Below are 18,628 nucleotides of genomic sequence, written 5' to 3'. Positions count from 1 at the left end.
AATATGGCACTGCAAGCGATACCCCACGAGCAAACGCCAGAGCAAATTGACAGCATAATGCTGATCATCAAGCTCAAAGAGGCGAAAATAGTCACTACCCAGTACCAAGCACTACCACAGGAGAAGGTACTTGACCCACGCGACGCCAGCACAGTGCAGCGCGGAGAGCAGAAAGCCACTCAGCAGACTGTAACGAAAAAGCTATACAACATGGCCGATGAGAAACTCAATGCACTGTTCCCAGGAGGATAAATGCCACAACAAGTCAATCTTGAAGCGGTGCCAAATCAGAGCTTAACCATTCGGCTTGGTGATCATCGCTACGAAATTACCGTTAAGATGATATCCATCGATGTGATGAGTGTGTCGATCGCACGTGATGACATGCTATTGATACAAAATCAACGGGCTATGCCATCAATGCTGTTGCTGCCAGCTTACTTAGCGGGTAACGCCGGGAATTTTGCCTTTATCACCCGTGATGATGAATATCCGCACTGGGAAAAATTCACTAGCGACCACCTGCTTTTTTACTATTCAGGCGATGAGGTTTAAATGCAACTTGACCCACGAATATTAAATGTGGCGATTGAAATTGATGGAAAGGTCAGCACATATAAAAACCTACCAATAAAGGCAACAGGCTCAAAACTCGCCAACACCATACAGAGTGAATTCTCGATCACAATTTATAATCTCTCTCGAGCAGCGCGAGATCACATTATTAACGAGACCTCACCGTTAAATTTACCTAGAAAGCGAAGGCAAATAATTCTCTATGCTGGTAGGCAGAGTTACGGAACCTTCAAAGTGTTCGAAGGCGATATAGTCCAGACGTTAATTACTCAGCCGCCAGATATCGCGCTCACCATCAAAGCGAGAACCGGTTTTTTCTTTATGGGCGACATCACCAGCACAAGCTATGCCGCTGATGTTGCCATGAGTAAAATAGCCAAAGACACAGCGGAAGGAATGGGGTTAACCTTAGCATTTGAAGCAACAGACAAAAACATCAGCAACTACAACTACAGTGGGGCAAAAGCAAAGCAGATAGACAGCTTGGCATCGGCAGGTAATTACAACGTGTTCGTCGATGATGATAAGCTGGTGGTTAAAAATGCAGATCAGCCCCTCACCAACACATCAGCATCATTGAATAAAAACTCAGGCATGATTGGCATTCCGCTGGTTAATGAAGAGGGTGTCACAGTGAAATATCTGCTAGACCCGAACAGTAAAATTGGCGGACTCCTTACTATCAACAGTGAAATGAATCCAGCGGCAAACGGCTCATTTGTCATCTTCAAAATCACATATGAACTCAGCAACCGCGATGGCGCATTTTATAACGTCGCAGAATGCAGGAAATTAGGCATATGGCAGAAACTCATCTAGGTTCAATCGACCCTGGGGCACGCGAATCACTGGCTGGGGTAATTGAATTTGCAATAAAAAAATCACTTCAGCGCACTGATGTTCAGCTACCCGCCGTAGTCATCAGCTACGACAGGGAGAAAAATCTGGCGATGGTGAAGCCGTTGATTTCAAGGCTAACAACGGCAGGCGACCCAGTAGAACGCCCCACTATCGCCAGCATCCCTGTGTTATCGCTAGGTGGAGGAGGTATCTCTGTCACTTTTCCGCTCAAATCGGGTGATCTCGGTTGGATTGAAGCGAGCGATCGGGACATCTCGCTGTTCATGCAAAGCAAAGCCTCATCAAGACCAAACACGCTAAGATTACATGAATTTTCTGATGCTCGATTTATCCCCGATGTTTTTAATCGCTACACGTTGCCATCCCACGCTGACGACGAAGCGATCATCCAGCACACCAACGGCACCACGTTCATCGGCATCAGCGGCAACAGAATCAGAGGCGTTACCGGTGGCTCATCAGCTACGCTGACCGAATCAACTGTCAATGTTAAAACCGGAAGTGCTGAAATTGCCATGGCAAATTCGGAGATCGTCCTATCCGTGGGTGGTTCAAAAATCACGATCACGGAAACCGGCATCACCATCAACGGCGTGTCATTCACTACAGCGGGAGCGGTATCATCACCAAGCAGCTTTACAGCTCCATCAATGAGCGCTGGAGGCACCCGCTTAGAAAGCCACCGACACACCGGAGGCACGATGATAGATGGCCGTACAGGAGCACCGACAGCATGATCAGTCTAGGCTTAAACGATAGGGGTGACATCTATTTAGACGATGCTGGTAATTTGAGCATAACCTCAGATTTGCCAGCGGTCATGCAAGCCTGCAAAACGGCAATTCTCGCACAGCGCGGCGAGATGATCTACGCCATGGATGAAGGAGTACCAACCAAAGCGCTGGTGTGGGAAAGCTACCGACCAGCTCAGTTTGAAGCGGCGGTACGTCACGAAATATTAAAAGTGCCTGGCGTGGTAAGCATTCTCAAATTTTCAGTAACGAGAGATGGCGATGCACTTAACTACACGGCAACTATAGAAACGACATACGGCAACGGGGCGTTAAATGGCAGGTTATGATTTTATTACTGAAACTGGCGTTATCGTGCCAGACACTGCCGACATAAAGGCAGCGGTAGAAGCAGAGTTTAGGGAAGCGCTAGGCGAAAGAATGTCAACCGCGCCGGACTCGCCTCAAGGGCGCCTGATCAGCACTGAGACAGCGGCAAGAGCATTTGTCGCACGCAATAACGCACTGTTAGCCAACCAAATTAACCCAAACCTAGCGACAGGCGTCTATCTTGATGCACTGGCTGCGCTGCTGGGCATCACGCGCAAACAAGCTACAAAATCGATAATCAACAACGTCAGGCTAACTGGTACGCCACTCGTGAAAATTGCCGCCGGATCGCGTGCGCGTAGCCGTGCTGGCGATCTCTTCGAATCATCGCGTGATGTAGTACTAGATACCGCTGGCCGCGCCATTGTGGACTTTGTGGCAGTCGATACTGGCGCGATCGCGTGTGCCCAAGGCGACTTGAGCACCCTCGTTGATGCTGTACTTGGTTGGGAGACAGTCTACAACAGCAACGCAGCCGTTGTGGGTGGAGACATTCAGAGTGATGTATCTTTGCGTCTGGAACGCCAAATGCGCTTAGCCAATCAGGGGATCTCAACGATGGAAGCGCAGATCAGCGGACTCTATGCCGTGGATGGAGTCAAGTCGCTCTCTTTTCAAGAAAATATCAGCCATGACTATCAGGTCATAAACGGTATCAGGATGAAGCCGCACAGCGTGTGGGCATGTGTACACGGTGGTCTTGATGCAGATATAGCCATGTCGCTACTCAAGCATAAAACAGACGGCGCAGCATGGAACGGCGCAGTTGAAACAGTCATCATCGAGCCAAGCGCAGACATCCCTTACACCGTGCTTTTTGATCGACCTAAAGAGGTGAAGATTGATCTGCATGTGACAATCAGCAAGGGCACCGTGGAGCAAGTCAAAACGGCAATCATGCAGTACGCAAGCGGAAAACTAGAAGGTGAAAGAGGTTTAGTTGTCGGTGGCAATGTCAGCCCCTTTGAGCTGGCTGGGGCGATCAATCTTTTCAGCACAGCTATTTTTGTGCGCAGCATCAAGATTTGCCGCAGTGGCGAGCCACCAGCAGCGGCAGAAATCACCATCGCACCGGATGAGCTGCCGTCGATCACTGAAGAAAATATCAGCGTAACAATAAACACATAATGTTAAAAGGGGTAGACTGTGCTTTCAATTGACGAGGATTGGAGTGAATCATGAAGCGCTTTATCATACCATTGTTGCTTCCGGCAGCAGCAATGGCTAACACAACAACAGCATACGATGTGATACATAGCGGAGACTCAACAAGAGCAACGTTGTTTCTGATCTGCTTTATCGCTATCACTATATATTTTGTACGACAAGCAGCGAACGGGTACGACGAAAAAAGCAGGCGACGCCTGAAAATGTATGCTTTCGCAGCATGGCTATCTCTGCCAGTATCGCTGTTTGCTGCTCTGGGCAACTTCGCCAGCGGTAAAAATTTCCACGGGGTCATTTTCTTATTTTACTTGCTGATAACCGCTCGTTTTCTTTTCAATAGGCACATGGAAAATAAAAGGTTAATCAAAAAAACAGAAGAAAGAGAAAGAGAAGTCAAGGATGAAGTAAATCAGATTTATGATGGCCAACTGCCGATCGTGAGAGCTAGAAAAGCCATTATACGCGATGGCGAAATCGCACACTTTTCTGAGTCAGCTAAGCTTGTCGAGAATATCACCACTGGCTACACATCTGGTGGTGCAAGTGTAAGAGTCAGAGTAGTGAAAGGCGTATCGATCGGCACTGGCAGAGGCAGGTCACGAGCAATAAAAGAGAATGCGATTGTAGCGCGGGGGGAACTTGTGATAACTGACATGCGCGTTATTTTTGCTGGCGACAAAAAGAGTTTTGAAGCACCACTGACAAAACTAACCAGTTTTGAAAGTTTCGCTGATGGGGTAATTTTCCACATTAGCAGCAAATCTTACACATTAACACTTGATGAATATGATGCTCGAGTAGCAGACGCCATATTAACTGCTTTGTTACACTAAGCACTATTAACGCAACACGGCCCAGGCATTGCCTGGGCTTTTTATTTGGTGGAAATAATGACCTCTAAAGTTCCAGAGCCTGATTCTAGCGTTAACTTATTGCGTAGCATTATCTGGCAATATGATAGCTCAGAAGCACTCAATACAATCATTTCAAAGAAAAATGGCTGGTACGAGAATGAACAAACAAAGTATTGGGATGATTGGTATCGTGACGTTTTCGATTTAAAAACAGCAAATGATTTCGGATTACAAATCTGGTCAATTATTCTCGGCGTGTCGTTCATTGCGGAGGGGTATCCAGACATAGAATTAACCACAGAGCAAAAACGCTTTGTTTGCCGCTTACGGTACTATCAGTTAATCACCCGTGCCACTATCCCAGAAGTAAACGGGATCATGAAAGATATGTTCACAACTGAGAAGGGCAAAGCCTACGCGCTTGACCCCAACGATATGAGTTGCATTCTCTACGTTTTCACTTATCAGCCCGATGAAGCACTGGCTTTCATCTTGCTGAAATATGACCTTTTGCCACGGCCTGCAACCGTCGGGCTTGGTTTTCGCATCATCAGATATCGGCCTTTTGGCTTTGGTCACCACAATCACAATTTTGGTCATGCCCCGTTCTACGACGGCGGAAAACTCACATGGCCATATAAAAAGGAAACCGCATGAATCAAAAGTATTTTAGAGTCCCTTTTGCACAATCTGGCGACAGGCAAGAGTTGCCAGACGACAAAACCGCCGACGGATCAGTCAGCTTTTCAGAAGGATGGGGAGAAGACTACGAGCGCGATCTGTACAGCGATACAAAAGCAAAAGCCGTCGAGCGACGAGCAATGAATGCGGTTTTAAACTCAGTAACTTCGGCTATAAAGCACTACCAAACCACTACTTATCCTGAGTGGGTTTCCTCTGCCGACAACGCAGGCGCACCGCTGCCATATGATGTGGGAGTCGTTGTTAAACATGGAGATAAATTCTATTTATCGCTCGTTGAAAATAACACTGCGATGCCGGGTACATCTGAGAACTGGCAGCCGTACATCCAGCGCGAAGCATCAAAACAAGAGGCGATTGCTGGGCTGTCATCCACCAGCGTTATCACGCCACGTCGCTTAAAAGACAAAACTGACATCATAGAAAGCGAAATTGGCCGCGTCTCAAGTGCGATCACCCGCGTGGGCAACCTACAAGTTGCCGCCGTCAATACAGCGGCCACGCCAACAATGCCGGGACGAGCGACATTGACCGTACCAGCCAGCGTAATCCAAGTGCTGATCATTGGACACTATGAAGCTATAGGCGTAGAAAGCCGTAACGTGTGGACAAATGAGTTGTACGCCAACGGCATGTTGATTAACCGCCGTGATTTCAGCGGCTGGGTAAGTGGCAGCAAAGGCCACGCACACTACCGCGTGGAATCGCTCCCCTTCTCGATGCTTGTCGATCTACAGCTAGCCGAGGGTAGCGCGTTAACTTTTGAGCATAAAACAAACTGGGGAAGAGGTGCTAACGCGGTTTTCTCGATTTTTTACATTCAGGGAGCAACAACGAAAAAAGCGGATCAACCCACCGGCGTTATCGTCACCCCTGCAACGGCAACGATCAATGCGGGCAGCAGCGTGAACTTTGCCACTACTGTACTACCAGCGGAAATTGCGCATGAATACCCTGTGACCTGGTCAGTGTCAGATCCACTTTTGGGTTCTATCGGAGTTTCTGGCCAGTATGTGGCCAAGGCTGGCAAAAACGGCACACAGAGTATCATAGCAAGCGTAGCAACTGGGCTAGCCGCAACAGCTACGGTAACACAGCATGTTTATCTTGAGTCGGTTGATATTGGTGCTGTGCCATCAGAATTGATCGTGGGTAAAACGTACAAAATCCCCGTAAATTGCAGCCCTGCAACATACACCGAAGCGCTGATCGCCTCATCATCTGACTCAACGACTGCCTTTCTGTCACAAGATGGGACGCTCACGATCAGCGATGTTGGCAAAGTGGTACTAACACTGGCTGGGGCAAGTTCCGGTGTTAAAGACTCCATCACCATCACCACCAAGGCCGCGCCAGAAGATGAGAAATACCTTAGAATTAGCAACACGTTATCTGAATTTTCGCAAGATGAAGAACTGCAAACTAAAGCACGGGAAAATTTAGGGCTGGGTGAGTTGGCAACTAAAAGCGACATCACAGCAAAAGACGTAAGCGCTGTCTTTATCGCTGATGATGTGATCGGGGCTGGAACCGATCTAGACGACATCACGGCACCGGGGGAGTACTATCAAAATGTGACCAGCAACGCAACGCTAGCACTTAACTACCCCGTGCTGGTAGCTGGAGCTTTAAAAGTTTACCGCACCGGCGTTGACGACAACGGATGTCGTCAAGTCTACATGCCATATAACTCCACGGCAGAGTATCGGCGCTTCGCATTCGGTGATCCTCTGGTCTTTAGCGCATGGGAGCTGTACTGATAACGTTGGTGGTTACATCAAGGCACTACAGGCTACAGATGTAGCAACAGCGCCTAATATCGCGTGGCCACCAGCCCCAAGGTGACCACACTGCAGGGGACGCGGGTTAACGTTTTTCGCGGCCGATCACTTTATCAGCCGCCACACGGGACAGGAAGCCGGAGCGACTCCCATACTCAGGGTGCGCGGCAACAAACTGATCTATACGGCGGATCAGCAACGCTGGAAGCGTTACGTTGATTTTTTCCGCTTTCCCCATCAGCCGTGTAACATCCACATCCACCAGCGCCCACACCACCCCCGCGTACTCGGGGTCGGCCAGCCAGTTTTCAACGCTGGTCGCTTCTGGCACCGCCTCGCCATCATCCACCAGCAATTCGATATGCGCGTCGATAGCCTCACGCACGCTCTCAAGCGCATCCCGATAGTTATCGCCACCAGAAAAGCAGCCGGGAATATCCGGCACGCGAACGCCGAAGGATGAATCGCTCTTATCAATAGCAACTGGATACAACATATAACCTCCAAGAGGTGGGGCTTAAAGCCCCGCCTGTTTCTTGATACTTTTCAGTGTTGGCAGCGGTATGTCCTTTTGTGGGTGTTTTACCGTTACCAGTCCCTTTTTTGATGGGTGTTTGAACTGGTGGTGACTGCCTTTTGTTCTCACCAGATACCATCCATCGGCCTCTATCATTGCTATTACATTCCTGCTATCCATCCTCCCGCTCTCTGTTTTGCTTTGATGGGGTTATAATAACTCTTCCTTTATTGATGGTCAAGAGATTTTAGGGTTATTGGGGTTATTTTTGGAGAAGAGAAGTCGTAAGTGTTGTAAAGCGTTTTGTGTTACGGTGGTTTTTTGATGCTTAACCTATGCATTACTCATCGCAACGCAAAGGGTAACACGAAAAATTAATTTATTGTTTTTTTAATGTTTTTTATTAGTGGTTCACACATATCACAATTAATACAGCGGGTGGTAATTAATAGAGCCACTTCAGTCAGTTGCCTTTTTGTCTTTTCTTGTTGTTCTGTTGTTGCTGGATTTGCTGATTACGAGCAATTCAAACTGCGCCAACGATATAATACGATGAGAATTAATGAAAAAATCATTTAAGTAACCTTGTTGCCTAACCAATCGGTTGCGTTAACGGCCGCACTGTAGCATAGCCAGCAGCAAACGCCAACAACAGCGAATGTTGAGTTGAATGGCTGCTAATAGAGTGGCATTTATCTCAAAATGGGAAGGGAACAGTCACCATTGTGTGGATTAACGAGAGGCCATAGAGTGGTGGATCACGATGCGATATCGTTCGATGTTTAACTTATTTTTGTAAACTTTTAATTACGTTTTTTTGTATGAAAATAATCATCCTTAGTTCTTTATTTATTTGTTGTTTTATTTCAATAAGTTAAATTTACTCCTTGCCATCTTGAGAGTGAGTGCTTGTATGATTTTGTGGCTTTAATTATTTACACTTGCCGGATTAAAATTTTTACACATCATGCTAATCTAGGCAGGTGCTGATCAATAGTGCTGACGGTGTAATGATTGTATTACCTCGCTTATAGGCTGCTTTGCCGACAGCGCAGATAAGCAATAGAAACTGGATAGCTTTTTGATTAAAAAATACTCATTCTTTTGGATGCCCAGTGCAACAACTGATTTTAGGAAAGTAAATCATGCAGAAAGACGTACTCAATAATGTACATATCAGTGCAGAGCAGGTTTTGATTACTCCGGAAGAGTTAAAAAAGGAGTATCCACTTGACCAAGGTCATGCTGCTCAAATCGCTACTGCACGTCAATCGATTGCCAATATTATCAAAAAGCAGGATCACCGCTTGCTAGTGGTGTGTGGCCCTTGTTCGATTCATGATCCTGATGCAGCACTGGAGTATGCACGGCGTTTGCAGGCATTGGCGACTGAGCTAAGTGATCAACTCTACATTGTAATGCGAGTCTATTTTGAAAAACCAAGAACGACAGTGGGGTGGAAAGGGTTAATTAATGATCCTCACATGGACGGCTCTTTTGATGTTGAAGCGGGTCTACACATTGCACGCCGGCTGTTATTGGATCTGGTTGAAATTGGACTGCCGTTGGCAACAGAAGCGTTGGATCCGAATAGCCCACAATATTTAGGTGATCTATTCAGTTGGTCTGCAATTGGTGCGCGTACTACGGAGTCACAAACACACCGCGAGATGGCTTCTGGGCTCTCTATGCCAGTGGGATTTAAAAACGGCACAGATGGTAGTTTAACAACAGCAATTAATGCAATGCGAGCTGCGGCAATGCCACATAGATTTGTCGGCATCAATCAGGCTGGGCAGGTTTGTTTGTTACAGACACAAGGTAATCCAGATGGCCATGTGATTTTACGTGGAGGCAAAACACCTAACTATGATGCTGAGCATGTGCAAGCTTGTGAACAGCAGATGCAAAAAGCAGGGTTAATACCTTCCCTGATGATAGACTGTAGCCACGGTAATTCTAATAAAGACTATCGCTTACAACCGAACGTAGCAGCGGTGGTGGTAGCGCAGATCCAGGAAGGTAATCGTTCTATTACCGGTATTATGCTGGAGAGTAATCTGCATGAAGGGAGTCAGTCTTCTGAGCAGCCACGTGCAGCCATGCGCCATGGTGTTTCAGTGACAGATGCTTGTATCAGTTGGGAAAGTACAGAAACACTACTGCGCCAAATTCATCAAGAAATTGGTACAGCATTAATGGCACGTATTGGAGATAGGTAAGTTATGGTGGCAGAGCTGAGCGCATTACGTGATCAAATCGATGAAGTGGACAAGGCATTACTGGCGTTGCTGGCGAAACGCTTGACGCTGGTTGCTGAAGTTGGGGAAGTGAAAAGCCGTCATGGTCTGCCGGTTTATGTTCCTGAACGGGAAGCAGTGATGCTGGCGTCGCGTCGTCAAGAAGCTGAACAGCTCGGCGTGCCGCCAGATCTGATCGAGGATGTATTACGCCGCATTATGCGCGAATCCTATACCAGCGAGAATGACAAAGGGTTTAAAACTCTTTGCCCAGAACTGCGTCCCGTTGTGATTATTGGTGGCAATGGGCAGATGGGGCGCCTGTTTGGTCGGTTACTCCAACTCTCTGGTTATCAAGTTAACGTGTTAGAGCCAGAAGATTGGGGACAAGCCGACGCGTTGTTGGCGAACGCAGGAATGGTAATTATTAGTGTCCCGATCCATGTCACACAACAGGTGATCCACCAACTCCCGCCTCTGCCAGCAGATTGTATTTTACTTGATCTCGCCTCGGTGAAGAGAGAACCATTACAGGCAATGCTAGCGGTGCACAGTGGCCCAGTAGTGGGCTTACATCCTATGTTTGGCCCTGATGTAGGCAGTGTGGCAAAGCAGGTAGTGGTCTACTGTGATGGGCGTCAGCCGGAGGCGTACCAGTGGTTTTTGCAGCAGTTACAAGTCTGGGGTGTGAGGTTACACCGTATTGATGCGGCTGAACATGACCAGAACATGGCCTTCATCCAAGCATTGCGTCACTTTACTACTTTTGCCTATGGACTGCACTTAACACAGGAAAAAGTGCAACTGGAGCAACTATTGGCACTCTCTTCACCTATTTATCGGCTAGAACTGGCAATGGTGGGACGTTTGTTCGCTCAGGATGCACAGTTGTATGCGGATATTATTATGTCTTCAGATGACAACATCCAACTGATCAAGCGCTATTACCGTTGTTTGGGTGAAGCAATCAAACTGCTTGATTGCTCGAATAAAAAGGAGTTTATACAACGTTTTCAGCAGGTAGGTCAGTGGTTTGGTGATTATGCTCAGCGTTTCTTGTTAGAGAGTCGTACACTACTGCGCCAAGCGAACGATAATCGTTAGATGAAGGCTGGCTGGGATTGGCACTGGCCAACTCCAGCGCCGACAGCCAGCCTGGCTAGGCTGGATTCACCGGTACAATATTTTCACTAGGGTAGCAACCAAGAACTTTTAATGAACGGGTAATTGCGGCCAGATCTTTCAGTGCCTGCTGCATCGCCTGTGAGCGTAAATTGGCTTGTAGATCGATGTAGAACATCTCTTCCCAGGGATTGCCGTGAATTGGGCGCGACTCCAATTTCGTCATAATGACGCCATGTTCGCGTAACACCAATAGCGCCTCGACTAAAGCACCGGATTGTTGACCAGTAGCCATGATTAAAGTGGTTTTGGCGGGTACTTGCTCAGAGACTTCCAGTGCTTTACGCGCCAAGACAATAAAGCGGGTGATATTTTGCTGTTGATTGGCTAAATGACGCTCAATAACCTGTAGGTTGTACAGCGCTCCCCCTGCTTCACTTCCTAGAGCAGCCACCTTGGTTGAACCGAGTTTGGCCACTTTTTCCATCGCTGCAGCGGTACTTTCACAGAATTCCAACTTCCAATGTGGAAAGCGTTGAATAAATTGGCTGCATTGCTGGAAAGGTTGAGGATGACTGTAGACGATTTCGATATCAGCAAGGTCACAATCAGTGCTAGCAAGTAAGCAGTGATCAATTGGTAAACTTAACTCACCGACAATAGCCAGTGAGGTGTGTTGCAGCAAATCATAGACCTCATTGATGGAACCTGAACTGGTATTTTCGATCGGCAACATGGCGTAATCGGCTTGCCCGGTTTCTACCTGGGTAAAGATGTCTGCGAATTTTTGGCATCCACACTCGATTAACTGCTCAAAATGACGGGCAGCATATTGCCGTGCCGCTAAGTGAGAATAGGAGCCTTTAGGGCCTAGAAAGGCAATGCGCGCAGAGTGTTGACTGATCTGATTGAGTTGATGTTGCAGTAACGTTTGTTGAGTGAGAACCGAGTCTTCAATGATCAACTGGAACAAGCGTGTAATATAGAAACCATCAAGATCGTAGGGTTTTGCCGCATTGATCAGTGTATTCAGCAAATCTCGCTCACGTTCTTTATCACGAATCGGTCGATGTGAGTTCAGTTTGCTCTGTCCGATCTCAATTGCCAGTTGACGGCGCTCAGCCAGTAGAGCCAACAACTTTATATCCAGTGCGCTGATACGTTCACGTAGCGCGAGTAACGGGTTATCAGTCATATCAACGTAGCCTTTTGTTTTACATAAGTCCAATCAGGTTAAAGCAGTTGTAGCAGTATCTGCTGACTCCGCTCATGTGGCTGTAGCGATAAAAAAAGCCTCCTGTGTTAGGAGGCTTCATGGTTGCTCTTGGCAACAACTTGCTGACATCACAGCACACCTCCCGAGTCATGGAGGGGAAAAAATGGTGCAAATGTGAACAGCATAAGTTCCATATCTATCCAAAGAGTGTGAAGGTGAGATGCTCGCTGCTAAAGTAACCGTTAGCTTTTCTCGCTGTCAACAAAAAAACTTGAAGATCGCCAACACACTTCACACATGAGTTCAGTCAACTGATTTTTATCCCTCTTTGGGAACCAAGTCTTTCACACTAAAGTATGCACGACGAGCCTCACCCTTATGCTGTACCTTATTCAGTTGGCGCTCAAGCTTGACCATCAGGTCGTTAACGGCTGCGTACATGTCATCGTGTTTGGCACTGGCTAACAATGGACCATTAGGTGTGGTAATTGTGGCATCAGCAGCAAATCCTTGTGGCTGTTTAGATAAAACAATATGCGGGTTAATCAGATGAACCTGCCACTTCTCTAGTTTCGCGAGACGGTCTTTGACATGACCACGGATGGCAGGAGTGATATCCATGTGTTTGCTAGTAATACTGATTGTCATATAACTTACCTCTCTAGCTTGACTGTCCAGGATATGCCTAGATGACGCTAATTATTGAACGTAGCGAGGTTCGCTTTCCTCGTCATCATCAAGACACAGTTTCAGCATATACGTCTTGGCGCGAAAAGGTGTGACGAAGGTCATGACTTTTTGCTTTAACATGAAGGAGAAATAGAATCTGTGAGCAACTCGACGAAAATCGTTGAAGAGCATCAAAGCGGCAATTTTTGTTGCCGCTTTCACTCAGACAGGCCGGGGATTAATTAGGATTGGCAGCGATAATTTTGGCGACTTTATCAGCTTGTGTTTCTAACGCTAACTGACGATAGGCATTTTCCATCAACGGTAATGCATCACGCGTGGCTTGGGTATCAGGAAACTCACTCATCATTTGCTCAACACGGTTAACTACTGCAACGTAAGCACCACGTTTAGTGTAGTATTGTGCAACGGAAAGCTCATACTTTGCCAAACGCTCTTTCAGTGCGATAAGACGCTTATGTGCATCTGGAGCATATTGGCTATTTGGGTACTGTTGAATTAAAAGGCTAAAGTCACGAAACGCCTCATGAGCCTGCAGTGGGTCGCGATCGGAACGATCAATACCAAACAAGCTTTGTAGTGCGCTATCGTCCAGTGCCATATCGGTTACGCCACGCATATAGATAACGTAATCAATGTTAGGATGGGTTGGGTTAAGACGCATAAAGCGATCAATCGAGGCACGTGCTAGTGGCAAATCGGCGGACTTGTAGTAAGCATAGATAAGATCTAATTGCACTTGCTGGGAGTAAGGGCCAAAAGGATAACGACTATCTAACTTTTCGAGCAGAGTAATTGCTCCTTTAAAGTTACCGTCCTGCAGTTTTTCCTGTGCGCTTGCATAGACTTCTGCCGGTGGGCTGTCGGAAGTCGCATCTTGAGATGAGGAGCAGCCTGCTAAAACCAGGCTTAGTGTGGCCACTGCCACCAGATGTTTCATACGCGTCATGACGTTTTGATTATCCTCAGAGTGTTATTCCGGGAGACTGCCTGTTAAGCTCCCGACAAAAGACCAGTTATGGTACCACATTATATTAAACGGCTGCGCCGTGGAAACCTAAAGTTAACGAAGAAACAGCATATGCCACAACAAGTGAAACTTACTGCAACAGTGCTTGAAACTCAGCTTGGACAACGTTTAGATCAGGCGTTAGCTGAATTGTTCCCTGATTATTCAAGATCTCGCCTAAAAGAGTGGATACTCGAAGGCGTGGTACAGGTCAATAGCAAAATTATAGATAAGCCGAAAGAAAAGGTGTTAGGGGGGGAGATAATCACCATCGAGGCACAGATAGAAGAAGAAATACGCTGGCAACCGCAGCAAATTGCGTTAGATATAGTGTATGAAGATGAAGATATTCTGGTAATCAATAAGCCACGTGATCTGGTGGTACATCCGGGAGCAGGTAATCCCGATGGCACGGTACTTAATGCGCTATTACACCATTTTCCAGCAATTGCAGATGTGCCTCGTGCAGGGATTGTCCATCGTTTAGACAAAGACACTACTGGACTTATGGTGGTAGCAAAAACGGTTCCGGCACAAACTCATCTGGTTGAGGCGCTGCAGGCACGAGAGATCACGCGTGAGTATGAGGCTGTAGCGGTTGGTACTATGACTGGTGGTGGTAGTGTAGAAGAACCGATAGCTCGCCATGCAACTAAGCGCACGCACATGGCGGTGCATCCAATGGGTAAACCGGCGGTGACCCACTATCGTATCATGGAACATTTTCGTGCTCATACCCGACTACGGCTTCGGTTGGAAACCGGACGAACCCATCAGATACGAGTACATATGGCACATATCAACCATCCTCTTGTGGGAGACCCGCTCTATGGCGGACGTCCTCGTCCTCCGAAGGGAGCCAGTGAACAGTTGATCACGATGCTGCGTAGTTTTGATCGCCAGGCGCTCCATGCCACTATGTTGCGGCTTTATCATCCGATTAGTGGGATCCAGATGGAGTGGCAGGCTCCTTTACCGCAGGATATGCAGCATCTTATTCAAGCTCTCAAAGACGACAAGGAGGAGTTTAAGCACCAATTTGACGGCTAAAAATACGCCAATAGAAGTCATAGCGATCTGGCTGCTTGCTGGTGCGAGGTAAAGCAGCAGCACAGATTTTCCATCGGTATGGTAAGCAAAAAAGCAGTAACACCAGTTTTAACGAGGGAACATCACCCAAATTAGCCAATTTTTATTCTATTAGCATGACAGAGTTACAGGATGTCTGGCAAGTTTGTACCGAGTGATATAACCTACAGATCTAGGACGATCCACAGATGCATCACACCACACAGCGAATTGGTGTCGAGATAACCTTGAAAATTTGAGGTCTGACCTCATTTAATCTCCAGTAGCAATTTTGACCCAACCTGGAGGTGTTATGCGTCTGGATCGTCTTACCAACAAATTCCAGCTTGCCCTCGCCGATGCCCAATCTTTAGCACTTGGGCGCGACAACCCATACATTGAACCATTGCATCTGATGAGCACTCTGCTCACTCAGGAAGGGGGCACGGTTCGTCCATTGTTAACTGCCGCCGGTATTGATGCAGGGCGTGTGCGAACGGATATCGATCGAGCCTTGGCACGACTAGTGCAGGTTGAAGGTACTGGCGGTGATGTTCAACCTTCTCAGGAGTTGGTACGTGTACTCAACCTCTGCGATAAACTGGCACAAAAACGCTCAGATAAATTTATCTCCTCAGAATTATTTGTGCTTGCGGTACTGGAAGATCGCGGAACGCTAACCGATCTGCTGCTGGCTGCGGGCGCTACAGTAGAGAAAATTACTAAGGCAATTGAACAAATGCGTGGTGGTAGCCGAGTTGATGAGCAGGGTGCCGAAGATCAACGTCAGGCACTACAAAAATACACTATTGACCTGACTGAACGTGCCGAACAGGGAAAACTTGATCCGGTGATTGGTCGTGATGAAGAGATCAGAAGAACCATTCAAGTGTTACAACGTCGCACCAAAAATAATCCTGTTCTGATTGGTGAACCGGGGGTGGGTAAAACAGCGATTGTTGAAGGGTTGGCACAGCGTATCGTCAATGGTGAGGTACCCGAAGGACTGAAACATAAGCGTGTACTTTCGCTCGATATGGGCGCACTGATCGCTGGGGCTAAATATCGAGGAGAGTTTGAAGAGCGCCTGAAAGCGGTTCTCAATGATCTGGCAAAACAGGAAGGCAGTATCATTCTGTTTATCGATGAATTGCATACCATGGTTGGTGCAGGCAAGGCGGATGGTGCGATGGATGCAGGTAACATGCTGAAGCCGGCTTTGGCGCGAGGTGAATTACACTGCGTCGGCGCAACAACGCTCAATGAGTATCGTCAGTATATTGAAAAAGATGCGGCTTTGGAGCGCCGGTTCCAAAAAGTTTATGTCGCAGAGCCTAGCGTGGAAGATACGATTGCTATCCTGCGTGGATTGAAAGAGCGCTATGAGTTACATCACCATGTGCAGATTACTGATCCGGCCATTGTGGCAGCAGCGACTCTGTCACATCGCTACGTTTCAGACCGTCAATTACCAGATAAAGCCATAGATCTGATCGACGAAGCTGCTTCCAGCATCCGTATGCAAATGGATTCTAAACCAGAATCACTGGATCGGCTGGAACGTCGCATCATCCAATTGAAGCTAGAGCAGCAAGCACTGAACAAAGAATCAGATGAAGCCAGTAAAAAACGGCTGGAGATGCTGTTGAATGAATTAAAACAGAAAGAGCGTGAATACTCGGAACTGGAAGAAGAGTGGAAAGCTGAAAAAGCAGCAGTGTCTGGAACGCAGCACATCAAAGCAGAGTTAGAACAGGCAAAGCTGGCGTTGGAACAGGCACGAAGAGTCAGCGATCTTGCACGTATGTCTGAACTGCAATATGGCAAGATCCCTGAACTGGAGAAGCGATTACAGGCAGCGACGCAGATTGAGGGCGGCGCTATGAAATTGCTGCGTAACCGGGTTACTGACGAAGAAATTGCCGAGGTATTAGCCAAAGCGACCGGTATTCCAGTGGCTAAAATGTTGGAAGGTGAGCGTGAAAAACTGCTACGTCTAGAGGAACAATTGCATACACGTGTGATTGGGCAGGACGAAGCGGTCAATGCGGTAGCGAATGCTATTCGGCGTAGCCGGGCAGGGCTTTCTGATACACAACGTCCAATTGGTTCGTTCCTGTTCTTAGGACCAACTGGGGTAGGAAAGACAGAGTTATGTAAAGCCTTAGCAACTTATTTATTCGACAGTGATGATGCCATGGTGCGCATCGACATGTCAGAATTTATGGAAAAACATTCGGTATCACGACTGGTAGGTGCTCCCCCTGGTTATGTTGGCTATGAGGAAGGCGGCTATTTAACTGAAGCAGTGCGTCGTCGCCCTTATTCAGTGATTCTGCTGGATGAAGTCGAAAAAGCACATCCTGACGTATTCAATATTTTGCTACAAGTGCTGGATGATGGAAGGCTGACAGATGGCCAAGGGCGAACCGTCGACTTTCGTAACACGGTCATCATCATGACTTCAAATCTCGGTTCTGCGATGATCCAAGAACAGTTTGGTCAACTTAACTACAGTAAGATGAAACAATCGGTTATGGAGTTGGTTGGTCATCATTTCAGACCGGAATTTATCAACCGAATCGATGAGACGGTGGTATTTCATCCACTGGGTGTGCAACACATTGCGCAAATTGCCCAGATCCAGCTAGCGCGGCTTTACCGGCGTCTGGAGGAACGAGGTTATGAAATTCATATCACCGAAGAAGCTCTGGAACTGTTGGGTAAGGCTGGTTACGATCCAGTATATGGTGCACGCCCACTGAAAAGAGCGATCCAACAGGAAATTGAGAACCCATTGGCTCAGCAAATTTTGTCGGGACAATTGCTTCCAGGCAGTTTGGTCACACTGGGTGTGGAGAATGGTAGCATTGTAGCGAGCCAGTAGGACCTTTCCCAGCGACACTACATTATTTCGATAATCTGGAAATTCAGTAAAGTACAGGTGCTAGCGTAAGTTGTGACGTTAGCGCCTGAGCCTATGATTAGATCTTAGTGCAAGAATCAACCTACAGTGGATTCCCCCCTTATTAGAAAGGTTGGTTTTTTGATTTAGTATTCAATGCATTGATTGCAATGTAGGATGCCTGATTCAGCAGCAAGGTTAGCATGGCTAAAGTCGATATGGAGTCTCCATTTTGTGAACAGATCGACATTATGAAGAAACATGCTCATAGCAAACATGGGTATTAGCATTACCGATATCGATCTTGCAAACGTATCTTCCAACTCGGAGTGAAAATCCAACTTATTAACTTATAAATGAATTATCCCGATGTTCGTGACATTGTGGCGGGGGCGTACGAGGATTGCTGTATATAATATGCAACTGAGTTGGTCTAAAATCATGCAATAGCTGCGCCAAAGGTCGTTATTTGTGCAGTCAGATTTTTTTTTTGCATTTAACACTTGCGCCATTTTTTGCAGTCCCTATAATGCGCATCCACTGACAGGGCAGCAAGAAAACAAGTTTGCAAAAGTTCCGTCAGTCGAGAGAAAAACCTGAAAAACGGGGTTGACTCTGAAAGAGGAAAGCGTAATATACGCCACCTCGAGCCAGCCGGCGAGCCGGTGAACTCAACGCTCTTTAACAATTTATCAGACAATCTGTGTGGGCACTCACAAGGCCGTTATCACGCTGCGCAAGCGGCGAAATAAATGAAGTCTTGAAGAGTGACTCGTAGAAGTAAATTCATACAGTTAAT

General features: G+C 47.1%; 18 protein-coding genes. 13 read left to right on the top strand and 5 right to left on the bottom strand.

Annotated elements, in window-relative coordinates; all coding sequences use genetic code 11:
* Window positions 1–3: 3 nt before the first annotated feature.
* Genes EOJ37_RS05950 through EOJ37_RS05910 form a run of 9 tightly spaced genes read left to right on the top strand, consistent with a single transcriptional unit; the run spans window position 4 to window position 7,041 of the window.
* Window positions 4–252, top strand: a complete 249-nt coding sequence (locus EOJ37_RS05950) for a hypothetical protein (protein ID WP_127958851.1) — start codon at window positions 4–6, stop codon at window positions 250–252.
* Window positions 253–555, top strand: a complete 303-nt coding sequence (locus EOJ37_RS05945) for a phage baseplate plug family protein (protein ID WP_127958849.1) — start codon at window positions 253–255, stop codon at window positions 553–555.
* Entirely contained in the window at window positions 556–1,395 is an 840-nt protein-coding gene (locus tag EOJ37_RS05940) for a baseplate hub protein (protein WP_127958847.1), read from the top strand.
* Entirely contained in the window at window positions 1,377–2,174 is a 798-nt protein-coding gene (locus EOJ37_RS05935; RefSeq protein ID WP_127958845.1) for a Gp138 family membrane-puncturing spike protein, read from the top strand. The genes EOJ37_RS05940 and EOJ37_RS05935 overlap by 19 nt, the downstream gene beginning before the upstream one ends.
* On the top strand, window positions 2,171–2,518 hold the full coding sequence (locus EOJ37_RS05930) for a contractile injection system sheath initiator (RefSeq protein WP_127958843.1): 348 nt from the start codon (window positions 2,171–2,173) through the stop codon (window positions 2,516–2,518). Before EOJ37_RS05935 ends, EOJ37_RS05930 begins: the two co-directional genes overlap by 4 nt.
* Window positions 2,505–3,686: a baseplate J/gp47 family protein gene (locus EOJ37_RS05925; RefSeq protein ID WP_127958841.1), complete on the top strand. Its 1,182-nt coding sequence runs from the start codon at window positions 2,505–2,507 to the stop codon at window positions 3,684–3,686. Before EOJ37_RS05930 ends, EOJ37_RS05925 begins: the two co-directional genes overlap by 14 nt.
* 50 nt (window positions 3,687–3,736) lie before the next feature.
* Window positions 3,737–4,558 (top strand): hypothetical protein, encoded by an 822-nt coding sequence (locus EOJ37_RS05920; protein WP_127958839.1) that lies wholly within the window; start codon window positions 3,737–3,739, stop codon window positions 4,556–4,558.
* Window positions 4,559–4,615: 57 nt separating this feature from the next.
* Entirely contained in the window at window positions 4,616–5,236 is a 621-nt protein-coding gene (locus tag EOJ37_RS05915) for a baseplate wedge 1 family protein (protein WP_127958837.1), read from the top strand.
* A complete protein-coding gene (locus EOJ37_RS05910; protein ID WP_127958835.1) occupies window positions 5,233–7,041 on the top strand; it encodes a pyocin knob domain-containing protein in 1,809 nt (602 codons plus the stop codon). The genes EOJ37_RS05915 and EOJ37_RS05910 overlap by 4 nt, the downstream gene beginning before the upstream one ends.
* Before the next feature lie 106 nt (window positions 7,042–7,147).
* Here EOJ37_RS05910 and EOJ37_RS05905 read toward each other — a convergent pair whose 3' ends face one another.
* Window positions 7,148–7,558, bottom strand: coding sequence for a type II toxin-antitoxin system HicB family antitoxin (locus tag EOJ37_RS05905; protein ID WP_127958833.1), 411 nt, complete (start codon window positions 7,556–7,558; stop codon window positions 7,148–7,150).
* A 21-nt stretch (window positions 7,559–7,579) separates the two neighbouring features.
* Entirely contained in the window at window positions 7,580–7,759 is a 180-nt protein-coding gene (locus tag EOJ37_RS05900) for a type II toxin-antitoxin system HicA family toxin (protein WP_127958831.1), read from the bottom strand.
* A 965-nt stretch (window positions 7,760–8,724) separates the two neighbouring features.
* Here EOJ37_RS05900 and EOJ37_RS05895 point away from each other — a divergent pair.
* Both EOJ37_RS05895 and tyrA read left to right on the top strand, forming a co-directional pair.
* Window positions 8,725–9,801, top strand: coding sequence for a 3-deoxy-7-phosphoheptulonate synthase (locus tag EOJ37_RS05895; RefSeq protein ID WP_127958829.1), 1,077 nt, complete (start codon window positions 8,725–8,727; stop codon window positions 9,799–9,801).
* A gap of 3 nt (window positions 9,802–9,804) precedes the next feature.
* The gene (gene tyrA, locus EOJ37_RS05890) at window positions 9,805–10,923 is read left to right on the top strand and encodes a bifunctional chorismate mutase/prephenate dehydrogenase (protein ID WP_127958827.1); all 1,119 of its coding nucleotides are present in this window, start codon (window positions 9,805–9,807) and stop codon (window positions 10,921–10,923) included.
* A 55-nt stretch (window positions 10,924–10,978) separates the two neighbouring features.
* On the opposite strand, the gene pheA is transcribed toward tyrA, so the two are convergent.
* The 3 genes from pheA to bamD all read right to left on the bottom strand — a co-directional run bounded on the left by pheA (window position 10,979) and on the right by bamD (window position 13,796).
* Window positions 10,979–12,136 (bottom strand): bifunctional chorismate mutase/prephenate dehydratase, encoded by a 1,158-nt coding sequence (pheA, locus tag EOJ37_RS05885; RefSeq protein ID WP_127958825.1) that lies wholly within the window; start codon window positions 12,134–12,136, stop codon window positions 10,979–10,981.
* 339 nt (window positions 12,137–12,475) lie between these two features.
* Window positions 12,476–12,805 carry a ribosome-associated translation inhibitor RaiA gene (gene raiA, locus EOJ37_RS05880; RefSeq protein ID WP_127958823.1) on the bottom strand — a complete coding sequence of 110 codons (330 nt, stop codon included), beginning with the start codon at window positions 12,803–12,805 and terminating at the stop codon, window positions 12,476–12,478.
* Window positions 12,806–13,064: 259 nt separating this feature from the next.
* Window positions 13,065–13,796 (bottom strand): outer membrane protein assembly factor BamD, encoded by a 732-nt coding sequence (bamD, locus tag EOJ37_RS05875; protein WP_127958821.1) that lies wholly within the window; start codon window positions 13,794–13,796, stop codon window positions 13,065–13,067.
* 132 nt (window positions 13,797–13,928) lie between these two features.
* Here bamD and rluD point away from each other — a divergent pair, with 132 nt between their 5' ends.
* Window positions 13,929–14,906, top strand: a complete 978-nt coding sequence (gene rluD / locus EOJ37_RS05870) for a 23S rRNA pseudouridine(1911/1915/1917) synthase RluD (RefSeq protein WP_127958819.1) — start codon at window positions 13,929–13,931, stop codon at window positions 14,904–14,906.
* Window positions 14,907–15,237: 331 nt separating this feature from the next.
* A complete protein-coding gene (gene clpB / locus EOJ37_RS05865; RefSeq protein ID WP_127958817.1) occupies window positions 15,238–17,811 on the top strand; it encodes an ATP-dependent chaperone ClpB in 2,574 nt (857 codons plus the stop codon).
* Window positions 17,812–18,628 lie beyond the last annotated feature (817 nt).

The organism is Serratia microhaemolytica, assembly GCF_004011885.1.
GTDB classification, from domain to species: domain Bacteria; phylum Pseudomonadota; class Gammaproteobacteria; order Enterobacterales; family Enterobacteriaceae; genus Serratia_G; species Serratia_G microhaemolytica.
This window is presented reverse-complemented; position numbering and strand designations above follow the sequence as displayed.